Source organism: Streptomyces sp. NPDC050738, from assembly GCF_040654175.1.
Lineage (GTDB): Bacteria > Actinomycetota > Actinomycetes > Streptomycetales > Streptomycetaceae > Streptomyces.
Window position 1 is genome coordinate 1 of the sequence record NZ_JBFAHN010000014.1, and the last position, 20753, is coordinate 20753.

Annotated in this window: 18 protein-coding genes; 8 read left to right on the forward strand and 10 right to left on the reverse strand. The window is 70.7% G+C overall.

Going from position 1 to position 20753, the window contains the following annotated elements; translation table 11 throughout:
• Positions 1-252: 252 nt before the first annotated feature.
• Genes pepN through AB0H78_RS29140 form a run of 3 tightly spaced genes read right to left on the reverse strand, consistent with a single transcriptional unit; the run spans position 253 to position 3996 of the window.
• Positions 253-2745 (reverse strand): aminopeptidase N, encoded by a 2493-nt coding sequence (pepN, locus tag AB0H78_RS29130; RefSeq protein WP_363237624.1) that lies wholly within the window; start codon positions 2743-2745, stop codon positions 253-255.
• A 49-nt stretch (positions 2746-2794) separates the two neighbouring features.
• The gene (locus AB0H78_RS29135) at positions 2795-3097 is read right to left on the reverse strand and encodes a chorismate mutase (RefSeq protein ID WP_363237625.1); all 303 of its coding nucleotides are present in this window, start codon (positions 3095-3097) and stop codon (positions 2795-2797) included.
• 11 nt (positions 3098-3108) lie between these two features.
• On the reverse strand, positions 3109-3996 hold the full coding sequence (locus tag AB0H78_RS29140; RefSeq protein WP_363237626.1) for an AraC family transcriptional regulator: 888 nt from the start codon (positions 3994-3996) through the stop codon (positions 3109-3111).
• A gap of 104 nt (positions 3997-4100) precedes the next feature.
• Here AB0H78_RS29140 and AB0H78_RS29145 point away from each other — a divergent pair, with 104 nt between their 5' ends.
• Positions 4101-5822 (forward strand): beta-galactosidase, encoded by a 1722-nt coding sequence (locus tag AB0H78_RS29145; RefSeq protein WP_363237627.1) that lies wholly within the window; start codon positions 4101-4103, stop codon positions 5820-5822.
• On the opposite strand, the gene AB0H78_RS29150 is transcribed toward AB0H78_RS29145, so the two are convergent.
• From AB0H78_RS29150 to AB0H78_RS29160, 3 genes are all read right to left on the reverse strand, one after another.
• Positions 5801-6007 (reverse strand): hypothetical protein, encoded by a 207-nt coding sequence (locus tag AB0H78_RS29150; RefSeq protein ID WP_363237628.1) that lies wholly within the window; start codon positions 6005-6007, stop codon positions 5801-5803. The genes AB0H78_RS29145 and AB0H78_RS29150 overlap by 22 nt on opposite strands.
• Before the next feature lie 67 nt (positions 6008-6074).
• A complete protein-coding gene (locus tag AB0H78_RS29155; RefSeq protein WP_363237629.1) occupies positions 6075-9170 on the reverse strand; it encodes an endo-alpha-N-acetylgalactosaminidase family protein in 3096 nt (1031 codons plus the stop codon).
• Positions 9171-9262: 92 nt separating this feature from the next.
• Complete coding sequence (locus tag AB0H78_RS29160) at positions 9263-10039, reverse strand: serine protease (protein ID WP_363237630.1); 777 nt, start codon at positions 10037-10039, stop codon at positions 9263-9265.
• Between the two features lie 102 nt (positions 10040-10141).
• Here AB0H78_RS29160 and AB0H78_RS29165 point away from each other — a divergent pair, with 102 nt between their 5' ends.
• Entirely contained in the window at positions 10142-11032 is an 891-nt protein-coding gene (locus AB0H78_RS29165) for a hypothetical protein (protein ID WP_363237631.1), read from the forward strand.
• Between the two features lie 49 nt (positions 11033-11081).
• Positions 11082-12557, forward strand: coding sequence for a HEAT repeat domain-containing protein (locus tag AB0H78_RS29170; RefSeq protein WP_363237632.1), 1476 nt, complete (start codon positions 11082-11084; stop codon positions 12555-12557).
• Positions 12558-12894: 337 nt separating this feature from the next.
• On the opposite strand, the gene AB0H78_RS29175 is transcribed toward AB0H78_RS29170, so the two are convergent.
• Both AB0H78_RS29175 and AB0H78_RS29180 read right to left on the reverse strand, forming a co-directional pair.
• The gene (locus AB0H78_RS29175) at positions 12895-13788 is read right to left on the reverse strand and encodes an SDR family oxidoreductase (RefSeq protein ID WP_363237633.1); all 894 of its coding nucleotides are present in this window, start codon (positions 13786-13788) and stop codon (positions 12895-12897) included.
• A gap of 1 nt (position 13789) precedes the next feature.
• Positions 13790-14542: an SDR family oxidoreductase gene (locus tag AB0H78_RS29180; RefSeq protein WP_363237634.1), complete on the reverse strand. Its 753-nt coding sequence runs from the start codon at positions 14540-14542 to the stop codon at positions 13790-13792.
• A 54-nt stretch (positions 14543-14596) separates the two neighbouring features.
• On the opposite strand from AB0H78_RS29180, the gene AB0H78_RS29185 reads away from it, so the two are divergent.
• The 4 genes from AB0H78_RS29185 to AB0H78_RS29200 are packed head-to-tail and all read left to right on the forward strand — an operon-like array spanning position 14597 to position 17998.
• Positions 14597-15376, forward strand: a complete 780-nt coding sequence (locus AB0H78_RS29185; RefSeq protein ID WP_363237635.1) for an enoyl-CoA hydratase family protein — start codon at positions 14597-14599, stop codon at positions 15374-15376.
• Positions 15373-16221, forward strand: coding sequence for a CoA-transferase (locus AB0H78_RS29190; protein ID WP_363237636.1), 849 nt, complete (start codon positions 15373-15375; stop codon positions 16219-16221). The genes AB0H78_RS29185 and AB0H78_RS29190 overlap by 4 nt, the downstream gene beginning before the upstream one ends.
• Positions 16218-16952, forward strand: a complete 735-nt coding sequence (locus tag AB0H78_RS29195; RefSeq protein ID WP_363237637.1) for a CoA-transferase — start codon at positions 16218-16220, stop codon at positions 16950-16952. Before AB0H78_RS29190 ends, AB0H78_RS29195 begins: the two co-directional genes overlap by 4 nt.
• Positions 16952-17998 carry a nitronate monooxygenase gene (locus tag AB0H78_RS29200; protein WP_363237638.1) on the forward strand — a complete coding sequence of 349 codons (1047 nt, stop codon included), beginning with the start codon at positions 16952-16954 and terminating at the stop codon, positions 17996-17998. Before AB0H78_RS29195 ends, AB0H78_RS29200 begins: the two co-directional genes overlap by 1 nt.
• Positions 17999-18017: 19 nt before the next feature.
• On the opposite strand, the gene AB0H78_RS29205 is transcribed toward AB0H78_RS29200, so the two are convergent.
• Together AB0H78_RS29205 and AB0H78_RS29210 are read right to left on the reverse strand one after the other, a co-directional pair.
• Positions 18018-19595 (reverse strand): DEAD/DEAH box helicase, encoded by a 1578-nt coding sequence (locus tag AB0H78_RS29205; protein WP_363237639.1) that lies wholly within the window; start codon positions 19593-19595, stop codon positions 18018-18020.
• 106 nt (positions 19596-19701) lie between these two features.
• Complete coding sequence (locus AB0H78_RS29210; RefSeq protein ID WP_003969786.1) at positions 19702-19905, reverse strand: cold-shock protein; 204 nt, start codon at positions 19903-19905, stop codon at positions 19702-19704.
• Between the two features lie 208 nt (positions 19906-20113).
• Between AB0H78_RS29210 and AB0H78_RS29215 the strand changes: the two genes are divergently transcribed.
• Positions 20114-20752, forward strand: coding sequence for an SIMPL domain-containing protein (locus tag AB0H78_RS29215; RefSeq protein WP_363237640.1), 639 nt, complete (start codon positions 20114-20116; stop codon positions 20750-20752).
• Position 20753: the final 1 nt, after the last annotated feature.

Sequence of the window (20753 nt, forward strand, 5' to 3'; positions counted from 1 at the left end):
GCGGCCCCCCCCGCCCCGCGCCGCCCGGCCGGGTGTCTGTCTGGCGGGGGGGTCCCCCACCTGGGGGGGGGGCCGGCGGGGGGGGCCGCCCCGGGGGCGGGGGGGGGGGTCCGGCGGGGGCCGGGGGGGGCGCCCCCCCCTTCTCCCACCCGCCCGCCCGTATATGGGGGCGAGGAGCGCCATCCCCGGGCCGTGCGTGATGGGGCCGCGGGGTCGTTCTTGGTGGCGCGCAGCGTCCGTGGGGCGGGGAGGTCAGGGCGTTTGGACGCTCAGGGCTCGGCGGAGGTCGTCCAGTTGGTCCACCAGTTTGCGGCGCAGGGCCGGGATCATGTCGGCTTCTGCCAGGCAGGCCTCGCCCTGGGCCAGGGCTGTGGGGGTCGTTTCGTACGCGGGGAAGGCGTAGCGCCCTGCCGCGTCTGCGATCGCCGGGCCCCGGCGGGCCGCCAAGGCCACCGCGTCCTCGTAGAAGCGCGGGACGTACTGGCTTGTCAGGTCTGCCTGTTCGGGTTGCCAGAAGCCCTGGGCTGTGGCGGTGAAGAGGTAGTTGGAGAGGGTGTCCGAAGAGAAGAGCGCCGACCAGGCTGCTTCCTTCGCTTCGGGGGTGGGCAGGGCGGCGCGGCAGCGGGCCGCGCCCTCCTGACCGGTGGCGCTGGGGTCGCGGTCGAGTTCGGCGGCGATCGTGGGCTCGTCGGTGGCGCCGAGGACGGCGAGGCGGGTGAGGATGCGCCAGCGCAGTTCGGGGTCGAGTTCGGGACCGCCGGGGACGGAGCCTTCGGCGAGCCAGCCCTGGATGGATTCGGGCTGGGTGGCGGCGTCGATGAAGTGGCGTACGGCGATGAGGCGCAGGCCTGTGTCGCTTCCGTCTTCGGTGCGGCGGATCAGGTCCCGGCAGATCGCGGCGAGGGCGGCGAGGGCTGCGGGGCGGTCGGTGGGCGCCAGGTAGCGGTCGGTGATCTGGGTGGCGGCGAAGGTGAGGACGCCCTGGGTGATCGCGAGGTCGGATTCGTGCGGGAGGTGGGCGCGGGCGGCGTCCAGGTAGGCGGTGGGGGCCAGTTCGCCGTCGCGGACCATGTCGCGGGCCGCGTTCCAGAAGACGGCGCGGGTGAGGGGTTCGGGGATGCCGGAGAGGGTGCGTACGGCGGTGTCCCAGGACGTGGTGTCGAGGCGGACCTTGGCGTAGGTGAGGTCGCCGTCGTTGAGGAGGACCAGGTCGGGGCGGCGGCCGGGGAGTGCCTTGGCCGTGTCGCCCATGGGGACGTCGAGTTCGATGCGGTCGCGCGGGAGGAGCTGTGCGGGGTCGACGGCGTCCACGTCGAAGGTGGAGACGGTGATGCGGTGGGGGCGGCTGCCGTCGCGGTCGACGGCCAGTGACCAGGTGCCGTCGGACTCCTCGATCCGCGGGGTGAGGGTGTCGACGCCGGTGGTGCCCAGCCACTGGGCGGCCCAGGCGTGGACGTCGCGGTCGGTGGCGGAGGCGAGGGAGTCGATGAAGTCGGCGAGGGTGGCGTTGGCGAAGCGGTGGCGGGCGAAGTGGGTGTTGATGCCGGCCAGGAAGTCCTTCTCGCCGAGCCAGGCGACGAGTTGGCGCAGGGCGGAGGCGCCCTTGGCGTAGGAGATGCCGTCGAAGTTGAGGAGTGCGGAGGCGGTGTCGGGTACTGCTTCGGGGTCGGGGGCGACGGGGTGGGTGGAGGGGCGTTGGTCGGCGTCGTAGCCCCAGCCCTTGCGGGCGACGGCGAAGTCGACCCAGGTGTCGGTGAAGCGGGTGGCTTCGGCGAGGGTCTGGTAGCCCATGTATTCGGCGAAGGACTCGTTGAGCCAGATGTCGTCCCACCACTGGAGGGTGACGAGGTCGCCGAACCACATGTGGGCCATTTCGTGGGCGATGACCATGCCGCGGGTCTGGCGTTCGGTGTCGGTGACGGCGGAGCGGTAGATGAATTCGTCGCGGAAGGTGACCAGGCCGGGGTTTTCCATGGCGCCGGCGTTGAATTCGGGGACGAAGGCCTGGTCGTAGGAGTCGAAGGGGTAGGGCTCGTCGAATTTTTCGTGGAAGCGGTCGTAGCAGGCGCGGGTGATGTCGAGGATTTCGTCCGCGTCGGCGTCGAGGTGGGGGGCGAGTGAGCGGCGGCAGTGGATTCCGAAGGGGATTCCGGCGTGCTCGGTGCGTACGGAGTGCCAGGGGCCTGCGGCGACGGCGACGAGGTAGGTGGAGATGAGCGGGGTGGTGGCGGCTTTCCAGCTGCCGTCGGGCTGCTGCTCGGTGATGCCGTTGGCGAGGACGCTCCAGCCTTCGGGGGCGGTGACGGTCAGCTCGAAGAGGGCTTTGAGGTCGGGCTGGTCGAAGGCGGCGAAGGTGCGCTGGACGTCGTCCATGAACAGCTGGGTGTAGACGTAGGTTTCGCCGTCGGTGGGGTCGGTGAAGCGGTGCATGCCTTCGCCGGTACGGGAGTAGCGCATGTCGGCGTCGATGCACAGTTCGTGTGCGCCCGCGGTGAGGCCGGTCAGGGCGAGCCGGTCGTCGGTGAGGGTTTCCGGGTCGATGGGCTGTCCGTCGAGGGTGACGGAGCGCAGGGTGGCCGGCTTGAGTTCGACGAAGGTGTCCCCGGCTTCGCGTGCGGTGAAGGCGATGCGGGTGCGGGAGTCGAAGGTGTCGTCGCCCTGGGTGAGATCGAGTGCGATCGTGTACCGCTGGACGTCGAGGAGCCGGGCACGGGTCTGCGCTTCGTCGCGCGTCAGTACGGACATGCGCCCATGGTGCCGTACGGCGGTGGCATGGCGCAGTGGGCGGAGGGGGTCAGCCGGACTGGGCGATCGTCTCGTGGTGGCGGATCACCTCGGCGATGATGAAATTGAGCAGTTTTTCCGCGAATGCCGGGTCGAGGCGGGCGCTTGTCGCGAGTTCGCGGAGCCTTTCGATCTGGCGGGCTTCGCGGGCGGGGTCGGCGGGGGGCAGCTGGTGTTCTGCCTTGAGCACGCCGACCTGCTGGGTGCATTTGAAGCGCTCGGCGAGCATGTGCACGACTGCCGCGTCGATGTTGTCGATGGATCCGCGGAGGCGGTTCAGCTCGTCCTGGACGGCCGGGTCGATCTCGGTCATGGTCACGGAGTTTACGTTGCGCGTGTGGGGATGGTCGGAGGGTGTTCAGGATCCGGGATCTGGTTGCTCCAGCCGCCGGGGACGGTGCGGCCCTGCTGTTCGCGGAAGCGGATGGGGGCGGTGCCGACGCGTCGGGTGAAGAGGCGGGAGAAGTAGGCGGGGTCGTCGTATCCGACGCGGCGGGCGACGGCGGCGACGGGGAGTTCGGTGGCGGCGAGGAGTTCTTTGGCGCGGCCCAGGCGGATGCCGAGGAGGTAGTCCTTGGGGCTGCAGCCGGCTCCTCTGCGTACGGCGGTACGGAGCTCGGCGGGCGTCATGGAGTGGCGGGCGGCGTGTTCGGCGACGGACAGCGGCTGGAAGGCGTCTCGGGCCAGGGCTTGCAGGACGGGGTCGCCGTCGGGGGCTATGTCGGCGCGGGCGCGGCGCAGGGCGACGAGGAGTTCGTGGACGGCGGCGCCGGTCTCGACTTCGAGGAGGGGGTTGCCGCGGCGGGCGGCGCGGGCGATGCGGCCGATGGCGGCGCGGGGGCCCGCGGTGTCGGCGAGGGGGACGACGGGGCGGTCGGGTTCGATGTAGCCGAGTTCGGTGTAGGTGGTGGTGGCGGGTCCGGTGAAGTCGACGAAGGATTCGTCCCAGCCGGCTGCGGGGTCGGGGCCGTAGTGGTGGGTGGCGCCGGGGGTGAGCCAGATCAGGGCGGGTGCGGTGATGTCGGTGCGGCGTCCGTCGGCGCCTTTGAACCAGCCGCTGCCGGAGCTGACGACGACGGCGACGTGGTGGTCGAGGGTGCGGGGGCCGACGGTGGGCAGGGTGCCGTGCTGGAGTCCGACGCCGAGGCAGACCAGGCCGAGTCGCTGGTGGACGGGGCTTGGTGTGAAGTAGCGCATCCAGGTGTGATACACCGCGAATCGCCCTTTCTGTGTGCTGCGTTGCGCTGCGTTGCGTCCAACCAGCGTTGATCTTTGTCCATGGACCGGGTCGCCGCCAGGGGGCAAAGCTGGGCTCCGTGGCAGATTTCACGGTGGGCGAGAAGGATTTTCAGCTGGACGGGCGGCCTGTGCGGCTGCTGTCGGGGGCGATGCACTACTTCCGGGTGCATGAGGACCAGTGGGGTCACCGGCTCGCGATGCTGCGGGCGATGGGGCTCAACTGTGTGGAGACGTATGTGCCGTGGAATCTGCATGAGCCGCAGGCGGGCCGCTTCCATGATGTGCAGGCGCTGGGCCGGTTTCTGGATGCGGCGCAGCAGGCGGGGTTGTGGGCGGTGGTGCGCCCGGGTCCGTACATCTGTGCCGAGTGGGAGAACGGTGGTCTGCCGCACTGGCTGACGGGGCCGCTGGGGCGGCGGGTACGGACGCGTGATCCGGAGTTTCTGGGTCATGTGGATCGTTGGTTCCATCATCTGCTGCATGAGATCGTGCCGCGGCAGATCGACCGCGGCGGTGCGGTGATCATGGTGCAGGTCGAGAACGAGTACGGGAGTTACGGCTCCGACCAGGTGTATCTCGCGCATCTGACGGGTCTTCTCCGCCGTCGCGGGGTGAGCGTTCCGCTGTTCACCTCCGATGGTCCGGAGGATCACATGCTGACGGGCGGTTCGGTGCCGGGTGTGCTGGCGACGGCGAATTTCGGGTCGGGTGCGCGGGAGGGTTTCGAGGTGTTGCGCCGGCATCAGCCGCGCGGGCCGCTGATGTGCATGGAGTTCTGGTGCGGGTGGTTCGACCACTGGGATGCGGAGCATGTCGTACGGGATCCGGCGGATGCCGCGGATGCGCTGCGGGAGATTCTGGAGTGCGGGGCGTCGGTGAATCTGTACATGGCGCACGGGGGGACGAATTTCGCGGGGTTCTCGGGGGCGAACCGGGCGGGTGAGCTGCATGGTGGTGAGCTGCAGCCGACGGTGACGTCGTACGACTATGGGGCGCCGGTGGACGAGTTCGGGCGGCCGACGGAGAAGTTCTGGCTGTTCCGGGAGATCCTGGCCGCCTATCAGGAGGGTCCGCTGCCTGAACTTCCGCCTGCACCGCCGCAGTTGGGGGTTGAGGTGCGGCCGGTGCTGAGTGAGTGGGCGCCGCTGGCCGAGGTGCTGGATGCACTGGGTGGCCCGGAGCGGGAGGGTGCGGTTCCGGCGACGTTCGAGGAGCTGGATGTGGACCGCGGGCTGGTCCGTTACCGGGTGGATGTGCCGGGTCCGCGCACGCCGTATCCGCTGACGGTGTCGGGGCTGCGGGATGTGGCGCTGTTGTACGTCGACGGGGTGAGGACCGGGCTGGGGGCTCCGGTGGCGGGTCCGGCGGCTGTCGAGCTGTGGGTGGAGTCGCTGGGCAGGGTCAACTACGGTCCGCGTCTGGCGGAGCCGAAGGGGATCACCGGCGGGATTCTGCACGAGCGGCAGTATCTGCACGGGGTACGGGCGCAGGGGCTGCGCCTCGACTCCTTCGACGATGCGGCGGCGGTCGCGAAGCTGCCGTTCGGGCCGGTCGTGGACGGGGACCGGGGTCTGTACCGGGGGACGTTCGAGGTCCGGGGTGCGGGTGACGCGTCGCTGGAACTGCCGGGCTGGGGGCGGGGGTTCGTGTGGGTGAACGGCTTCTGTCTGGGCCGCTACTGGTCTGCGGGGCCGCAGTCCGCCCTGTATGTACCGGGCCCTGTGCTCCGTGAGGGCGAGAACGAGGTGTGGGTGCTGGAGCTGGTGGAGCCGGGCGATCAGGTGCTGGTCATCGGCTGAGCCGCCGTACGGAAGAGGGTGAGTAGCGCCTGGGCCGGGGTGGCTTCCGCGGCGACGGCCTCGTTCCCTGCCCAGTGGGCGACCGTCTTCCCGGGGTAGGGGGCGCCCCGTTCGGCCGGTACTGCGGAGATCCGCACGACCTCGATCAGCGCGGTCGCGGCGACGGCTTCGGCGGGGAGCTGCATGGGTGCAGTCTCTCCCGCCGAGCCGCGCCCGGCGAACCGGCTCTCGGCCGGCCTCTTACACCTCGCTTTACACTTCGCGCACTTCGAAGGCGTCCAGGGAGAATTCGGCGACGCCGTCGTCGCCGGTCTTGCGCAGTCCCACCCAGGTGTCGCCGCCCGTGGGTGCGGTGAACTCGTAGCTCAGCAGGGCCGGTTCGGTGGTGACGGGCAGTTCCCGGCGTTCCAGTTCGCGTGCGTCCGTGGTGCCGGCCGCGTCGAGTCCGGTGATCCAGGCGTACTGGCCGGCCGTCTGGTTCTCGTACCGGAAGGAGACCCGGTAGCGCTTGCCCGCCGTGAAGCGGACCGTGTGGTCGACGGTCCGGTAGACGATGCCGTCGTTCTCGCCGCGTGACTTCAGGGACTGGGTGCCGTCGATGATGTCGTCGATGGTCTTGCCGTTCCAGCCGCGCCGGGTGAACGGGGCGTGCCGTTGGGCGATGTGCGTACGCGGGTCGGTGGAGCCGCCCGCGTCGCCCTTCACGAAGGGGCCCCAACCCTGGGGGACGTTCTCGAAGTCTTCGAAGACGAGCGTTCCGGGCCTGGTGGTGGGCGCGGCGGCGACGACGCGCAGGTTGTCGAAGCGCACCTGTGCCTGTCCCGCGTCGGCGCGCAGGACCAGGTCGACGGGGCCGCCGGCTTCGGGGACGGTGAAGCGGGTGAACATCCGCTGGAAGCGGGTGTCGTGTTTGCGGTCGGCCGCGACGTAGTTCCCTGCGTGGGAGACGTCGGTGTGGTTCGTCGCGGTGACGCCGTCGGCGGTACGGATTTCGAGTGCGGCCCGTCGGCGTTCACCGGCGCTCGCGCCGACCTCGACCTGTACGGATGCCGCGTAGGTGCCGGCCGGGAGCCGTCCGAGCCGCTGGGCGACGCGGGCGGCGGCGCCCCCGGCGATGACCAGTTCGTAGTCGCCGATCGCGCTGAGGGCGACCTTAGCGGGGCCGCTGACGCTCCAGCCCTTCAGGGAGCCTGAGTTGAAGCCGGGGTCGCGGATCGCGCTGTGCTGCCCCCAGCCGGGGTCGCCGACGGCGGCGACGCGGGTGCGGTAGAGGACGTAGGGCCGGCCGGCTTCCGCGTCGAGGGTGACTTTCCCCGACCGTACGGGGGCGTCGCGCACGAACTCCCGTCCCTGGTCGGTGAGCCGGTACACGGCGACGCGAGAGGATCCGGCCCAGCCGCGCGGCAGCTCCCAACTGCTGCTGCCCCCGGCCGGGTTGTAGTGGTAGAGCTTCGCCGGGTCGGTGGCCTTCCTCGGCTCCCAGGGCAGCAGATAGGCCCCGGCCTCGTACACGGTGCGCCCGTCGGTGGTGATGCGCCGTGCGCCGGTCGTGTCGTCGACGACGGTCCTGGTGGGGCCGGAGAAGCTGATCTCGTGCTCGGTCCAGCGCTGGACGGGGTAGGCCTGCAGGTATTTCGCGGGGAGCGCCTCGGTCCAGATGATGTCGTAGAAGGCGTTCCAGTCGGTCTTGTTGACCCATCCTTCGAAGTTGCCCATGCGGGCGGCTCCGAGCAGGGTGGGCCATTTGTTGGCGAAGACGTCTTTCTGGTGGTTGCGGATGAAGCGGATCAGCTGGGAGTTGATGCCGCGCGAGGTGTCGCCGCCGTAGTCGGTCTCGTTCGCCCAGTGCGACCAGATCGAGGAGCGTTCCAGGCCGTGGCCCCACTCGCTGGTGACGATCCAGCCCTGTTCGCGCAGGGCGCGCTGGAGCCGGTCGGAGGTCCAGCCGGATTCGCGGAAGACGTCGATGTAGATCGTGTTGAGTGCCGGGTCGGCCTCGGCGCGCAGGTCCTTGAAGCGCTTGACGATGTCGCCGGAGACGAGGTCGCGGCGTGAGTCGATGCGATAGCTCTGGTCGAGCCAGTCCCACTGCTCATTGGTCTTGTCGACGAGCGTCTCGGAGAAGGCGTGGGCGACGGGGTAGGACTCGGTGGCGTTGACGTGGACGGCGAAGTCGCTGTTCCACTTGCGGCCTTCGCGGACCAGGGTGTTGAGGTCGGTGAGGCCGCCGGCGCGCTGGTTGTGGTTGCCCGCGTAGTCGGGGTGGGCGGAGTCGTGGCCCTCGGACTGGTAGCCCTTGAGGAGGGTGAACTGGCGCAGTCCGTCGGTGGCAAGGGAGATCCGCTTGACGTTGTCGAGGGTCGCCAGAAAGGGGTTCGTGGCCTGCGAGGCGAAGTTGAAGGGGATGTGCGGGACGACCCGCAGGTGCTGCTCGTCGGCGCCGAGGGGGGTCACCATGATGTCGCGGAAGGCGATGGCCGCGTCCTGCCAGTCGACGACGCCGTCGCCGTTGCGGTCGCGGGTGAGGACGATCGTCGCGTACGGGAGGGGCTCGGTGGCGTCCACGGGCGAGGTCGCGGCACGGTGGGTCCACTGGCCGCAGGCGAGCCGGGCCTCCACGTGGTCTCCGGCGGTGACGGTTTGGCGCCACAGCCGGCCGTTCTCCCAGGTGGTCCCGGCGGCGCTGTCGACCTTGTCGTAGACGGTGTTGGTCTCGACGGCCCCGCCGAGCCGGTCGTGGGCGACGACGGCGTACGCGCATCCGGTGGCGGCGGCGTCGGGCGCGGTGTCCGCGGTGACCTTCACGAGGGTGTCGCCGGTCTTGGCCTTGTCCAGCTGGATCTTGGCGGCGAGCAGCGTCGCTCCGGGCTGGTCGCTGCGTACGGTCAGGAACGCGAGCCCCGGGATCTGCAGCGTCCCCACGCGCAGCGCCGCGGTGTCGGCGATGCGGGTGACGCGCCAGTCGACCTGCCAGTCGCGCACCCGGATCTCGACGCCGATCTCGGTGCCGCCTGCGAGGGCGAGGGTGTACGTCATGCGGTCGCGGCCGCGTGGCGCGGCGCTCACCTTCGGGGTGTGGGAGACGCCGTCGACGAGCACCGAAGCGACCGGTTCCTGCTGCCCGTACAGGAGCGCGCCGGTCTGCCGGTCGGTGTACGAGACGATCCGCGGGAAGTCTCCGGCGACGCGAACCGCGAGCGCGCCGGAGACGAGCACCGCCTCGCCCGCCTCCGCGGCGAACGCGGCCGGGGAGGCGACGGCCGCGCCCGCTCCGGCCAGCGCGCCTGCGGCCACCACCGTCCTGCGGCTGGGGCCGCGCTGTCCTCGCGGCTGTGTCTCTGCGTGCACGCTCGTCTCCTCCGTCGCGGGATTGTTCCTGCACGTCACGATGGAGGAGGGGGACGTATGAGCCTATGGACAAAGGAGGGACAGGTGTTGGACTAAAGCGAGTCGGCGGCCTTTCTGATGGCGGGGGCGAAGGCCGACACCTGGGTGTAGACGCCGGGGTAGCCGGGCTCGGCGCAGCCCCGGCCCCAGCTGACGATCCCGGTCTGGAGCCAGTGGCCTTGGCCGTCCTTGCGGAACAGGGGGCCGCCGGAGTCGCCCTGGCAGGCGTCGACTCCGCCGGCTGTGAGGTTTCCGGCGCAGATCTCCTGGCCGGGCAGGAGTGGGTCGCCATACGCCCGGGCGCACTGCGCGTCCGTCACGAAGGGCACGGTCGCCTTGCGCAGGTAGCGCTGCTGCGCCCCGTTCTCGCCGGTGGCGCCCCAGCCGGCGACGGTGAAGGTGCCCTGGTCGTACGCCTGCGAGGTCGCGACCCGCAGGGTGGGCAGTGCGAAGGGCCGTTCCAGTTTGATCAGCGCCCAGTCGTTGCCCGTTCCGGTGTAGCCGGGGGCCTGGAGGACCTTGACGGACCGGATGTCGTGGGCCTTGGCGCCGAGCAGGTCTACGGAGCCTGCGGTCGCGGTGATCGAGGTGTCGTCACCGGTGCGGTCCACGCAGTGGGCGGCGGTCAGGACGATGTCCTTGGCGTAGAGGGCGCCGCCGCACCCCATGGACAGCCGTACCACGAAAGGGAATTCGCCCTCCTCGGCGCGGCTTCCGCCGACGACGGGCGGCGGGGCGGCCGATGCGGGCGGGCCCGGCAGGCCGGTGACGGCCAGCACCAGGACCCCAACACCCGCCCATTTCCTCAGACTTCGCAGCAGTTTCCTCAACGGACGCCCTCCCGTGGATCGGCCGGCCAAGATCTCCGGAGGAGATCATTCCCACCGGAACGTGTGCTATCCGGGCTTTCCGCTCCCCCGTACAGTGGAGAGGTGACGAGCGGCAGCGAGGTCGTACACGGGTACCCGCACCTCGAGACCGTGCGGGCGGCCATCACCGCGCTCTACAAACGCCTGTCGTACGACGGCATCCGTACCTACGCGCCGAGCGTCGCCCCCGTCGATGTCGCCTTCTCCGACGTGGACGATCTGCACCTGGGCGCCCAGCGCGTCGCGCGCGCCATGGTCCAGCATCTGCGTCTCCCCGACGCCCGGATGATCGTGAGCTTCCGCGAGATGCAGCACGCGGCGGGGGTCGAACTGGCGGCGGGCCCGGAGTACTTCATCGATCTGAACGACCGTTTCCGCACCCACCGCAACGACATCGGTGCCGCTCTCGCCCACGAGGTCATGCACGTCCTGCTGCACCGCCTCGACCTCACGTTCCCCGGCACCCGTGACAACGAGATCCTCACGGACACGGCGACGACGTATCTGGGTGCGGGCTGGCTGCTCCTGGACGCGTTCCGCGAGGACGAGGTGTCGCGGCAGAAGCTCGGCTATCTCACACCGGAGGAGTTCGGGTACGTGCTGGCGAAGCGGGCGGAGGTCTTCGGCGAGGACCCGTCGATCTGGTTCACCAGCCCGCAGGCGTACACCGCGTACCGCAAGGGACTGCTCCAGGCGGGCCATGACCACCTGGAGCCGCCGCTGACGGCCGCCGGCTGGTCGGGCCGCCGCCGGTATGCCAAGGACCGCCGCTATGCCATGGACCACCGCGGCTGGTCGCCGCCCGGATCCGCGTACGCCTTCGAGGGCGGCCCCTCCGACCTGCGGGTCTCCTTCCCCTGCCCGTGCTGCTTCCAGCGCATCCGCCTCCCCTGCCGCGGCCGGGTCCGCGCCCGCTGCGCGCTGTGCCGCACGGTGCTGGAGTGCGACACCTGAGGCACGAAATGTCTTTGCGCTGCGGCGCTGTGCGCGCGATGGTCGAAGGATGACGAACCTGATGGAGGCGGTGCTCGCCGGCGACGAGGACGCCGTCGTACGGGCGCTGCGCGCGGGCGCGTCCGCCGAGGCGAAGAGCGAGGGCCTGGGCAGCGCGCTCTACCGGGCGGCGCTGGGCGACCGGCCCGGCATCGTACGGCTGCTCCTGGCGTCGGGCGCGGACCCGAACCGCCCGAGCGGCGAGGACACCGTGGACCTGCCGCTGTGCGGGGCGGCGAGCGGCGGCCACACGGAGGTCATACGGGCGCTCCTGGCGGCGGGCGCACAGCCCGATCTCCGCGAGGAGCTCGACTTCACGGCGATGACCTGGGCGGCGCAGAAGGGGTACGGGAAGACGGCGGAGGTCCTCCTCGCCCATGGCGCCGACCCCGATCTGCCGGGCCCTGGCGGGGTGCCGCCGCTGGTGACGGCGGCGGGCCGGGGTTCGGCGGAGACCGTGCGGGTGCTGCTGCGGCACGGTGCGAGCGCACGCCAGGAGGCGCTGGCGGAGGCGCGGCGGTGGCTTGCGCTGGATGTGGAGCAGGAGGTGCGCCGGCAGCTCGCCGAGAGTTACGGCTCCGCGTACGAGGCGGTGGCGCGCCGGGTCAGGGAGGACGACGGCCTCACGGTGGTCGTGGACCTGATAGGCGAGAACGCGCCCTGGGCGAGCGCCGAGCAGCAGACCGGCCACGGCGCGATCGCCACGCTGCTGGAGGCGGAGCTCGGCATCCAGGCGCCGTTCGAGGAGCTGGCGGAGCGTGCGCTGCGGTACGGCGATGCGACGCTCGACGACTGGGCGGAGCCGGTTTTCGCGCTGCAGCGGCGGGGCGACGAGGAGACGTTCCAGGCGGCGGCCGCGTGGGCGGCGGACGGCGGCGACCCGCTGCGTCAGGCGTTCGCGGCGGACGTGCTGGCCCAGTTGGGCTTCGCGGCGGACAAGCCTTTCGTACGCCGGTCCCTCCCCATCCTGCGCGACCTGGCCCGAACGGCCGTACACCCGGAGCTGATCCAGTCGGCGGTCCTGGCCCTGGGCCACCACGGCGACCCGGCGGCGCTCCCCGAAATCCTCCAGCACGCAGCACACCCGGACCGCGATGTGCGCCACCGGGTGACCCTGGCCCTGCACGGTCTGGTCCCCGCGGACGACACGGAGGCGCTGGCAGCGCTGATCACCCTCACGCAGGATCCGGACGAGGAGGTCAGGGACTGGGCGACGCTGGACCTGTCGGCGGTGGACGCGGACACCCCACAGATCCGCGAGGCCCTCGCGTCCCTCCTGGACGACGAGGACCCGGACACGGCGGCGGAGGCGGCCCGGGGTCTGGCGATGCGTCAGGATCCGCGTGCGGTGGGGACGTTGGTACGGATCCTGGCGGACGAGGACCCGGAGGGCTATGCGCACTCGACGGCGCTGGAGGCGATCGATTACGTAGAGGACGAGGCGGCAAAGCACCGCTTGACGCGCACGACGCCACGCTGCCGCTGAACCGGCTTCGTGGGACGCAGGGGGTGTCCGGCGGATCGTGCCGCGGTCACCTATCGCCGGCGGCCTGATCCGCTTGACACCCCTAGGCCTGGCTACGGCCCGTGCACTGCCTGCAGTCGCCCAACCGCTACCACTACCGCTCCTGCTCCTGCTTCCGCTTCCGCTTCCGCACAATCAATCCAGCACCCGGCAAAATCAAGCCCGTCCGGCGATTGAGGACCGGGGTCCGGGGCGGAGCCCCCACGCGGCGGAGCCGCAAAGTGTCGCGGCCGGGAAGGGGCGGGCCAGGGGACACTCTCCGCGCAGCGGCAACGCGGGCCCACCCCTTCGGCCCCAACTACCGCGCCCCGTACACCGCCCCCGGAACCTCCGCCGTCGCAAGCAACTTGACCGCCGCCTCCCCCGCCCCCGCGGGCGACCACCGCCCGCCCCCGTCGACGGACGGCCCGGCCCGCCATCCCTCCATCACGGTGATCCGCCCGCCCTCCGCCTCGAAGACCCGCCCGGTCACCCCGTCGCACGCCCCCGACCCCAGCCACACCACCAGCGGCGACACGTCCTCCGGCAGCCCCTCCAGCGCCCCGAACGTCTCCTCTGTCATCCGGGTCCGCGCCGCCGGCGCGATCGCGTTCACCTGCACCCCGTACCGCCCCATCTCCGCGGCGGCGACCAGCGTCAGCCCCACGATTCCCGCCTTGGCGGCCGCGTAGTTCCCCTGCCCCACGCTCCCCAACAACCCGGCCCCCGAGGTGGTGTTGACGACCCTCGCCGCCACTTCCCGCCCCGCCTTGGCCTCCCCCCGCCAGTACCCCGCCGCATGCTTCAGCGGCAGGAAGTGCCCCTTCAGATGGACGCGCATGACCGCGTCCCAGTCGTCCTCGTCCAGGTTGACGAGCATCCTGTCCCGCAGGAATCCCGCATTGTTGACCAGGGTGTCCAGTCGCCCGTACGTATCCACGGCCGCAGCCACCAGCGAGGCCGCACCCTCCCCCGTGGCGATGTCACCGCCATGCGCGACAGCCTGGCCACCCCCCGAAACGATCTCGTCCACCACGGCCTGCGCGGGCCCGGAGGACGCGCCCGCCCCGTCCAGCCCGACCCCCAGATCGTTGACGACGACCCGCGCCCCCTCCGCGGCGAAGGCCAGCGCATGGGCCCGTCCGAGCCCCCGCCCTCCACCGGTCACGATCACGACGCGCCCCTCGCACAACCGACCCCGGACAGCACTCATCTCACTTCTCCTTATTGACAGTTGACGCTTCCAGGAAGGCGGGCCGCTCCCCGCCCCCGTGCACGAGAAGCGAGGCCCCGCTCACATAGGCGGCCCGCTCCGACGCGAGGAAGACAACGACCTCGCCCACTTCCGAGGGCTCCGCGAGCCGCCCGAGCGGTACGGTCCGCCCGACGGCGGCGACACCCTCCGCATCCCCGTAGTGCAGATGCGAGAGCTCGGTGCGCACCATCCCCAACACCACGGTGTTCACCCGCACTTCGGGCGCCCACTCCACGGCCATGGATCGCGCCAGGTTCTCCAGCCCCGCTTTGGCGGCCCCATAGGCCGCGGTCCCCGGCGAGGCCCGCCCCCCGCTCACGCTCCCGACCATGACCACGCAGCCGCCCGAGGCCCGCAGATGTCCGTACGCGGCGAGCGACACCGCCATCGGCACCAGCAGATTGAGCTCGACCACCCGCGCATGCCGTTCGGCCTCCCCCTCGCCGAGCAGCCGGTGCGGCGTGCCACCCGCATTGTTGACGAGCACGTCGAGCCGCCCATATCGCTCGACGACTCCCTCCAGGAACTCCCGGACGGCCCCCGCGTCCCGCAGATCGACGGCCGCGAACTCCACGCCCTCCGACGCCACTTCAGGCGGCCGCCGCGCACACACCACGACCCGCGCGCCGGCTCCCGCGCACGCCGAGGCGATCCCCGCCCCCACGCCCCGGGTACCGCCCGTCACCACAACGACCTTCCCGGCCAGCTCCATCCGCGCTACCTTTCCACCTAACAAACGTTTGGTGGAAAGGTAGCTGATCCGCTCATGGGTGTCTCCACCTCCAGCCCCGAAAAGGGAATCTCCCGCATCACCGTCGACTTCCCACCCGTCAACGCCCTCCCGGTCCAGGGCTGGTACGACCTCGCCGACGACCTGCGCGCCGCGGGCCGCGACCCCGGGACCCGCTGCGTGATCCTGGCCGCGGCAGGCCGGGGCTTCAACGCGGGCGTGGACATCAAAGAGCTCCAGCACGACCCCACCCACGCCTCCCTGATCGGCGCCAACCACGGCTGCTACGAGGCGTTTTCAGCCGTCTACACCTGCGAGGTCCCGGTGGTGGCCGCCGTCAACGGCTTCTGCCTGGGCGGCGGCATCGGCCTGGTCGGCAACGCGGACGCGATCGTCGCCTCCGACGACGCCACCTTCGGCCTGCCCGAACTCGACCGGGGCGCGCTCGGTGCGGCCACGCACCTCTCCCGGCTGGTCCCCCAACACCTCATGCGGGCCCTGTACTTCACCTCGCGCACCGCCACGGCCGCCGAACTCCACGCCCACGGCTCGGTCTGGAAAGTGGTCCCACCGGCCGAGTTGGAAGCCGCGGCCCTCGACCTGGCCCGGGAGATCGCCCAGAAGGACGGCACCCTCCTGCGCCTGGCCAAAGCGGCGATCAACGGCATCGACCCCGTCGACGTACACCGCAGCTACCGCTTCGAGCAGGGCTTCACCTTCGAGGCCAACCTCAGCGGCATCGCCGACCGCGTCCGCGACACCTTCGGTACGCAGAGCACGCCGAGCACGCAGACAGAAGGCAGGCCCGCCCGATGACCGACAAGACGATGACCCCCGACGAAGTGGTCTCGCGCCTCAGCTCCGGCATGACGCTCGGCATCGGCGGCTGGGGCTCACGCCGTAAACCGATGGCTCTGGTGCGCGCACTGCTCCGCTCCGAGATCACCGATCTCCATGTCATCTCCTACGGCGGCCCCGACGTCGGCCTCCTCGCCGCCGCGGGCCGCATCCGCAAGCTCACCGCGGCTTTCACCACCCTCGACTCGATCCCCCTGGAGCCCCACTACCGCGCCGCCCGCGAGAGCGCAGCCATCGAGCTGACCGAGATCGACGAGGCGATGTTCATGTGGGGCCTGCACGCCGCGGCCAACCGCCTCCCCTTCCTCCCCGTCCGCGCGGGCATCGGATCCGATGTGATGCGGGTCAACCCCCAGCTCCGTACGGTCACTTCGCCCTACGAGGACGGCGAGGTGTTCGTCGCGGTCCCCGCCCTGCGCATGGACGCGGCCCTCGTCCACCTCAACCGCGCCGACCGCCTGGGCAACGGCCAGTACCTGGGCCCCGACCCCTACTTCGACGACCTCTTCTGCGAGGCCGCCGACACCGCGTACCTCTCCTGCGAGCAGCTCGTCGACACCGCCGACCTCACAAAGACCCACCCGCCCCAGACCCTCCTCGTCAGCCGCCACACCGTCACCGGCGTCTGCGAGACCCCGAACGGCGCTCACTTCACCTCCTGCGCCCCCGACTACGACCGCGACGAGCCCTTCCAGCGCCACTACGCGACAACCCCGTACGCCGACTTCGCGGCCCGCTTCCTGGCCGGCGACGAACAGCGCTACCAGTCCGCCGTCCAGGCCTGGCACAAGGAGCAGCGATGACGACGACCCGAGCCGAGTACTGCGTGATCGCCTGCGCCGAGGCCTGGCGCGACAGCGGCGAGATCCTCGCCTCCCCCATGGGCCTGATCCCCTCGTTCGGCGCGCGCCTGGCCAAGCGGACCTTCTCGCCCGATCTGCTCCTGACCGACGGCGAGGCGACCCTGGTCTCCCTCGACGGCACCCCCGAGGGCTGGCTCCCGTACCGCAAGCACCTCACGATGGTCACCGGCGGCCGCCGTCACGTGATGATGGGGGCCAGCCAGATCGACCGTTACGGCAACCAGAACATCTCCTGCATCGGCGACTGGCAGCACCCCACCCGCCAGCTCCTGGGTGTACGCGGCGCCCCCGTCAACACCCTGAACAACCCGACCAGTTACTGGGTCCCCAAGCACTCCACCCGGGTCTTCGTCCCCAGGGTGGACATGATCAGCGGGGTCGGTTACGACAGCGCGGCGGCCGCGGGGCCGTCCGCGACCCGCTTCCACCGCATCCCGTACGTCATCTCCCACCTGGGCGTCTTCGACTTCGCGACCCCCGACCGCGCGATGCGCCTGGTGTCCCTGCACCCGGGTGTCACGGTCGACGAGGTCCAGAAGGCCACCGGCTTCCCGCTCATGGTCCCCGCCGGCGTCCCGTACACCCGCGAACCGACCGACCACGAGCTCCACCTGATCCGCGAGGTCATCGACCCGAAGTCGATCCGCGACCGCGAGGTGAAGACCTCCTGATGGAAACGGCCCTCACCAAGCTCATCGGTGTCGAGCACCCCGTCGTCCAGACCGGAATGGGCTGGGTGGCCGGCCCCCGCCTGGTCTCCGCCTCCGCGAACGCGGGCGCACTGGGCATCCTGGCCTCCGCGACGATGACCCCCGACCAGCTCCTCGGCGCGGTCCGCGAGGTCAAGTCCCGTACGGACAAGCCCTTCGGCGTCAATCTCCGCGCGGACGCCTCCGACGCCCGCGACCGGGTCCGCATCATCATCGACGAGGGCGTGAAGGTGGCCTCCTTCGCGCTCGCGCCGTCCCGCGAGCTGATCGCCGAGCTCAAGGACGCGGGGGTGATCGTCATCCCTTCGATCGGCGCCCGCCGCCATGCCGAAAAGGTCGCGGACTGGGGTGCGGACGCGGTGATCGTCCAGGGCGGTGAGGGCGGCGGCCACACGGGAGAGGTGGCAACCACCGTGCTGCTCCCGCAGGTTGTCGACGCGGTGGACATCCCGGTGATCGCGGCGGGCGGCTTCTACGACGGCCGCGGCCTGGTGGCCGCCCTGGCGTACGGAGCGGCGGGCATCGCGATGGGCACCCGCTTCCTGCTCACCTCGGACTCGACCGTCCCCGACGCGGTCAAGGCCAAGTACCTTGAAGCGACGGTCAAGAACATCACGGTGACCACGGCGGTCGACGGCATGCCGCACCGCATGCTCCGCAGCGACCTGGTCACCGCCCTGGAGCGCTCGGGCCGTACGCGGACGCTGCTGCACGCCTCCCGCCGGGCCGCTTCGTTCCGCAAACTCTCCGGGCTCTCCTGGCCGCAGATGGTCCGCGAAGGCCTGGCCATGAAACACGGAAAGGACCTGACATGGAGTCAGGTCCTGCTGGCCGCCAACACCCCGATGCTCCTGAAAGCCTCGATGGTCGACGGCCGCACCGACCTCGGTGTGATGGCATCGGGCCAGGTGGCGGGGTTGATAGACGACCTGCCGTCCTGCGCCGAGCTGATCACCCGGATCATGACAGAGGCGCGGGAGGTGCTGAGCACCCTCCCGCGCCTCTGATCAGCGCTTCTGTCTACCGTCAGGCAGCAGCCCGGCGTCCGCCGCCCTGACCGCCACGGCCCTGGCCGCCCTGGGCGCTGCGGCCCTGGCCCGCACCCTGACCCGACTGGCCGCTGCGGCCGCCGCCACCCTGGCCGCCACGGCGCCCACGGCTGCCCCGGCTGCCCTGGGCCGCCGCGGCACCGCCTGCGGCGCCACCGGCCCGCGAGGGCCGGCTCGGGCGCGACCGGCGCTGGCCCTGGGGCTGCGTCGGCTGCGGAACCTCGACGATCACGGCCACCCCGGAAGGCTCCTGGGCGCCGGTGATCCGGGCCAGCTCCTCGTCGGTGGACTTGACCCGCGCGGTCTGCGGCGTGATGCCCGCGTCCGACATCAGCCGGGTCATCTCCCGCTTCTGCTCGGGAAGTACGAGCGTGACGACGCTGCCCGACTCACCGGCACGGGCGGTGCGCCCGCCGCGGTGGACGTAGTCCTTGTGGTCGGTCGGCGGGTCCACGTTCACAACGAGATCAAGGTCGTCGATGTGGATGCCACGGGCCGCGACGTTCGTCGCGATCAGCGCGGTGACCTGACCGTTCTTGAACTGGTCGAGCGTCCGGTTGCGCTGCGGTTGCGAACGCCCGCCGTGCAGACCGGAGGCCCGGACACCGCTCGCGAGGAGCTGCTTGACCATCCGGTCCACGGACCGCTTGGTGTCCATGAACATGATCACGCGCCCGTCGCGGGCGGCGATCCGCGTCGTGACGGCCTTCTTGTCCGTGGCGTCGGCGACGTAGAGCAGGTGGTGCTCCATGGTCGTGACGGCGCTGGCGGACGGGTCGACCGAGTGCACGACGGGGTCGGTCAGGAACATCTTCACGAGGCGGTCGATGTTCTTGTCCAGCGTCGCCGAGAACAGCATCCGCTGCCCACCGGGCACGACCTGCTTCAGCAGCGCGGTGACCTGCGGCATGAAGCCCATGTCGGCCATCTGGTCGGCCTCGTCGAGGACGGTGATGGTGACCTGGTCCAGTCGGCAGTCGCCGCGCTCGATGAGGTCCTTCAGGCGCCCGGGCGTGGCCACGACGACCTCGGCACCACGGCGCAGCTGACCGGCCTGCTTGGCGATGGACATACCGCCGACGACGGTGGCCACCCGCAGGTTGACGGAGGTCGCGTACGGCGTCAGCGCGTCCGTGACCTGCTGTGCGAGCTCACGCGTCGGGGTGAGTACGAGTGCGAGCGGCGCCCTGGGCTCGGATCGCCGGCCCGCGGTGCGGGCGAGCAGCGCGAGTCCGAAGGCGAGCGTCTTGCCGGACCCGGTGCGTCCGCGGCCGAGGAGGTCGCGTCCCGCGAGGGAGTTCGGCAGGGTCGCGCTCTGGATCGGGAACGGGTCGGTGACGCCCTGTGCCGCAAGGGTCTTCAGGAGGGCGGCGGGCATGTCCAGCTCGGCGAAAGCCTCGACGGCGGGCAGCGCGGGGGTGATGGTCTCCGGCAGCGTGAATTCGGCGGGCCTGGGGGCCGCCTTGCGGGCCGGACCCTTGGCGGGGGCCTGAGAGCGGCCCCTCGACGAATGGTTGCGTGCGGGGCGCGAGGGACGTTCAGCGGAGCGGGTCATGCAGTTTCTAGCCTTCCTGCCGGTCTTGTCTGTCGGACACACAGCACAAACCGGGACCCGCACCGTGAAGGTGCGAGCCCCGGTCAGCGAGGTACGCGTCCGGCAATTAGGCCGGGACGATGTTCTCCGCCTGCGGGCCCTTCTGGCCCTGCGTGACGTCGAAGGAGACCTTCTGGCCTTCCTGGAGCTCACGGAAGCCCGAGGTGGCGATGTTGGAGTAGTGGGCGAAGACGTCGGCGCCGCCGCCGTCCTGCTCGATGAAGCCGAAGCCCTTTTCAGAGTTGAACCACTTCACGGTACCGGTGGCCATAACATTCTCCCAAACAGGTGCAGAGCCGGAAATTCGCACTTTACGAATTCCGCGTCGCCGCATTGAACCCCATAACCGGAGAAACACCGGAAAAACTAACAATGCGCCTGAGGAACATTCCCGTCAGGCGCACATAAAGTTCATGGGTACCAAAACTGCAACAGGTCCAACACTAGCACGGTTGCGCGGTCGCTGCTTGGATCCGGGTGTGACTCAAGCGATCAGAGAGCCCTGGGGGCTCAGCGTGTTCGGTGCGGGCAGTGTGCAGCGTGAGCCTCAAGTGGCCCGTGTGAAACTGGCAGTTGACCTTCTGGCGCCCACCCCGGACGAGGCCTTCAAGCGGGCCGGAACGGCCGTGAAACAACTTCGCGACACGGTGCGCAGACACGGCATACCGGACGCCGCGGTCTCCGGATCCCGGCTCTCCCTCACCTCTTCGTACGAAGGCTACGGCGCGGATCGAAAATTTCTGGGCTACCGCTGCCAGGCCTCGTACACCGTGGAAGCCTCCGCCCTGCACGATCTGCAGCAGCTCATCGTGGACGCGGTGGACGCGGGGGCGAACCACGTCGAAGAGGTCGTCTTCGACGTTCACGACAAACCGGCGCTGCGCGACGAGGCGCGACGTCTGGCGGTGGCGGCGGCACGCCGCAAGGCCGAGGTGTACGCGGAGGCGGCCGGCGCGGGGCTGGGCCCGGTCATCCATCTCCAGGACGTGGATCCGGAGACGCTCGGGGTGCGCTCGCACGGCCGCCTGATCTCCGGGGAGGGTGTGGACGGCGATCTGGCGCCGGGGCTCGTGGAGATCGCGGCGGCCGTGCTGGTGGGCTATTCGCTCACCCCGTAGC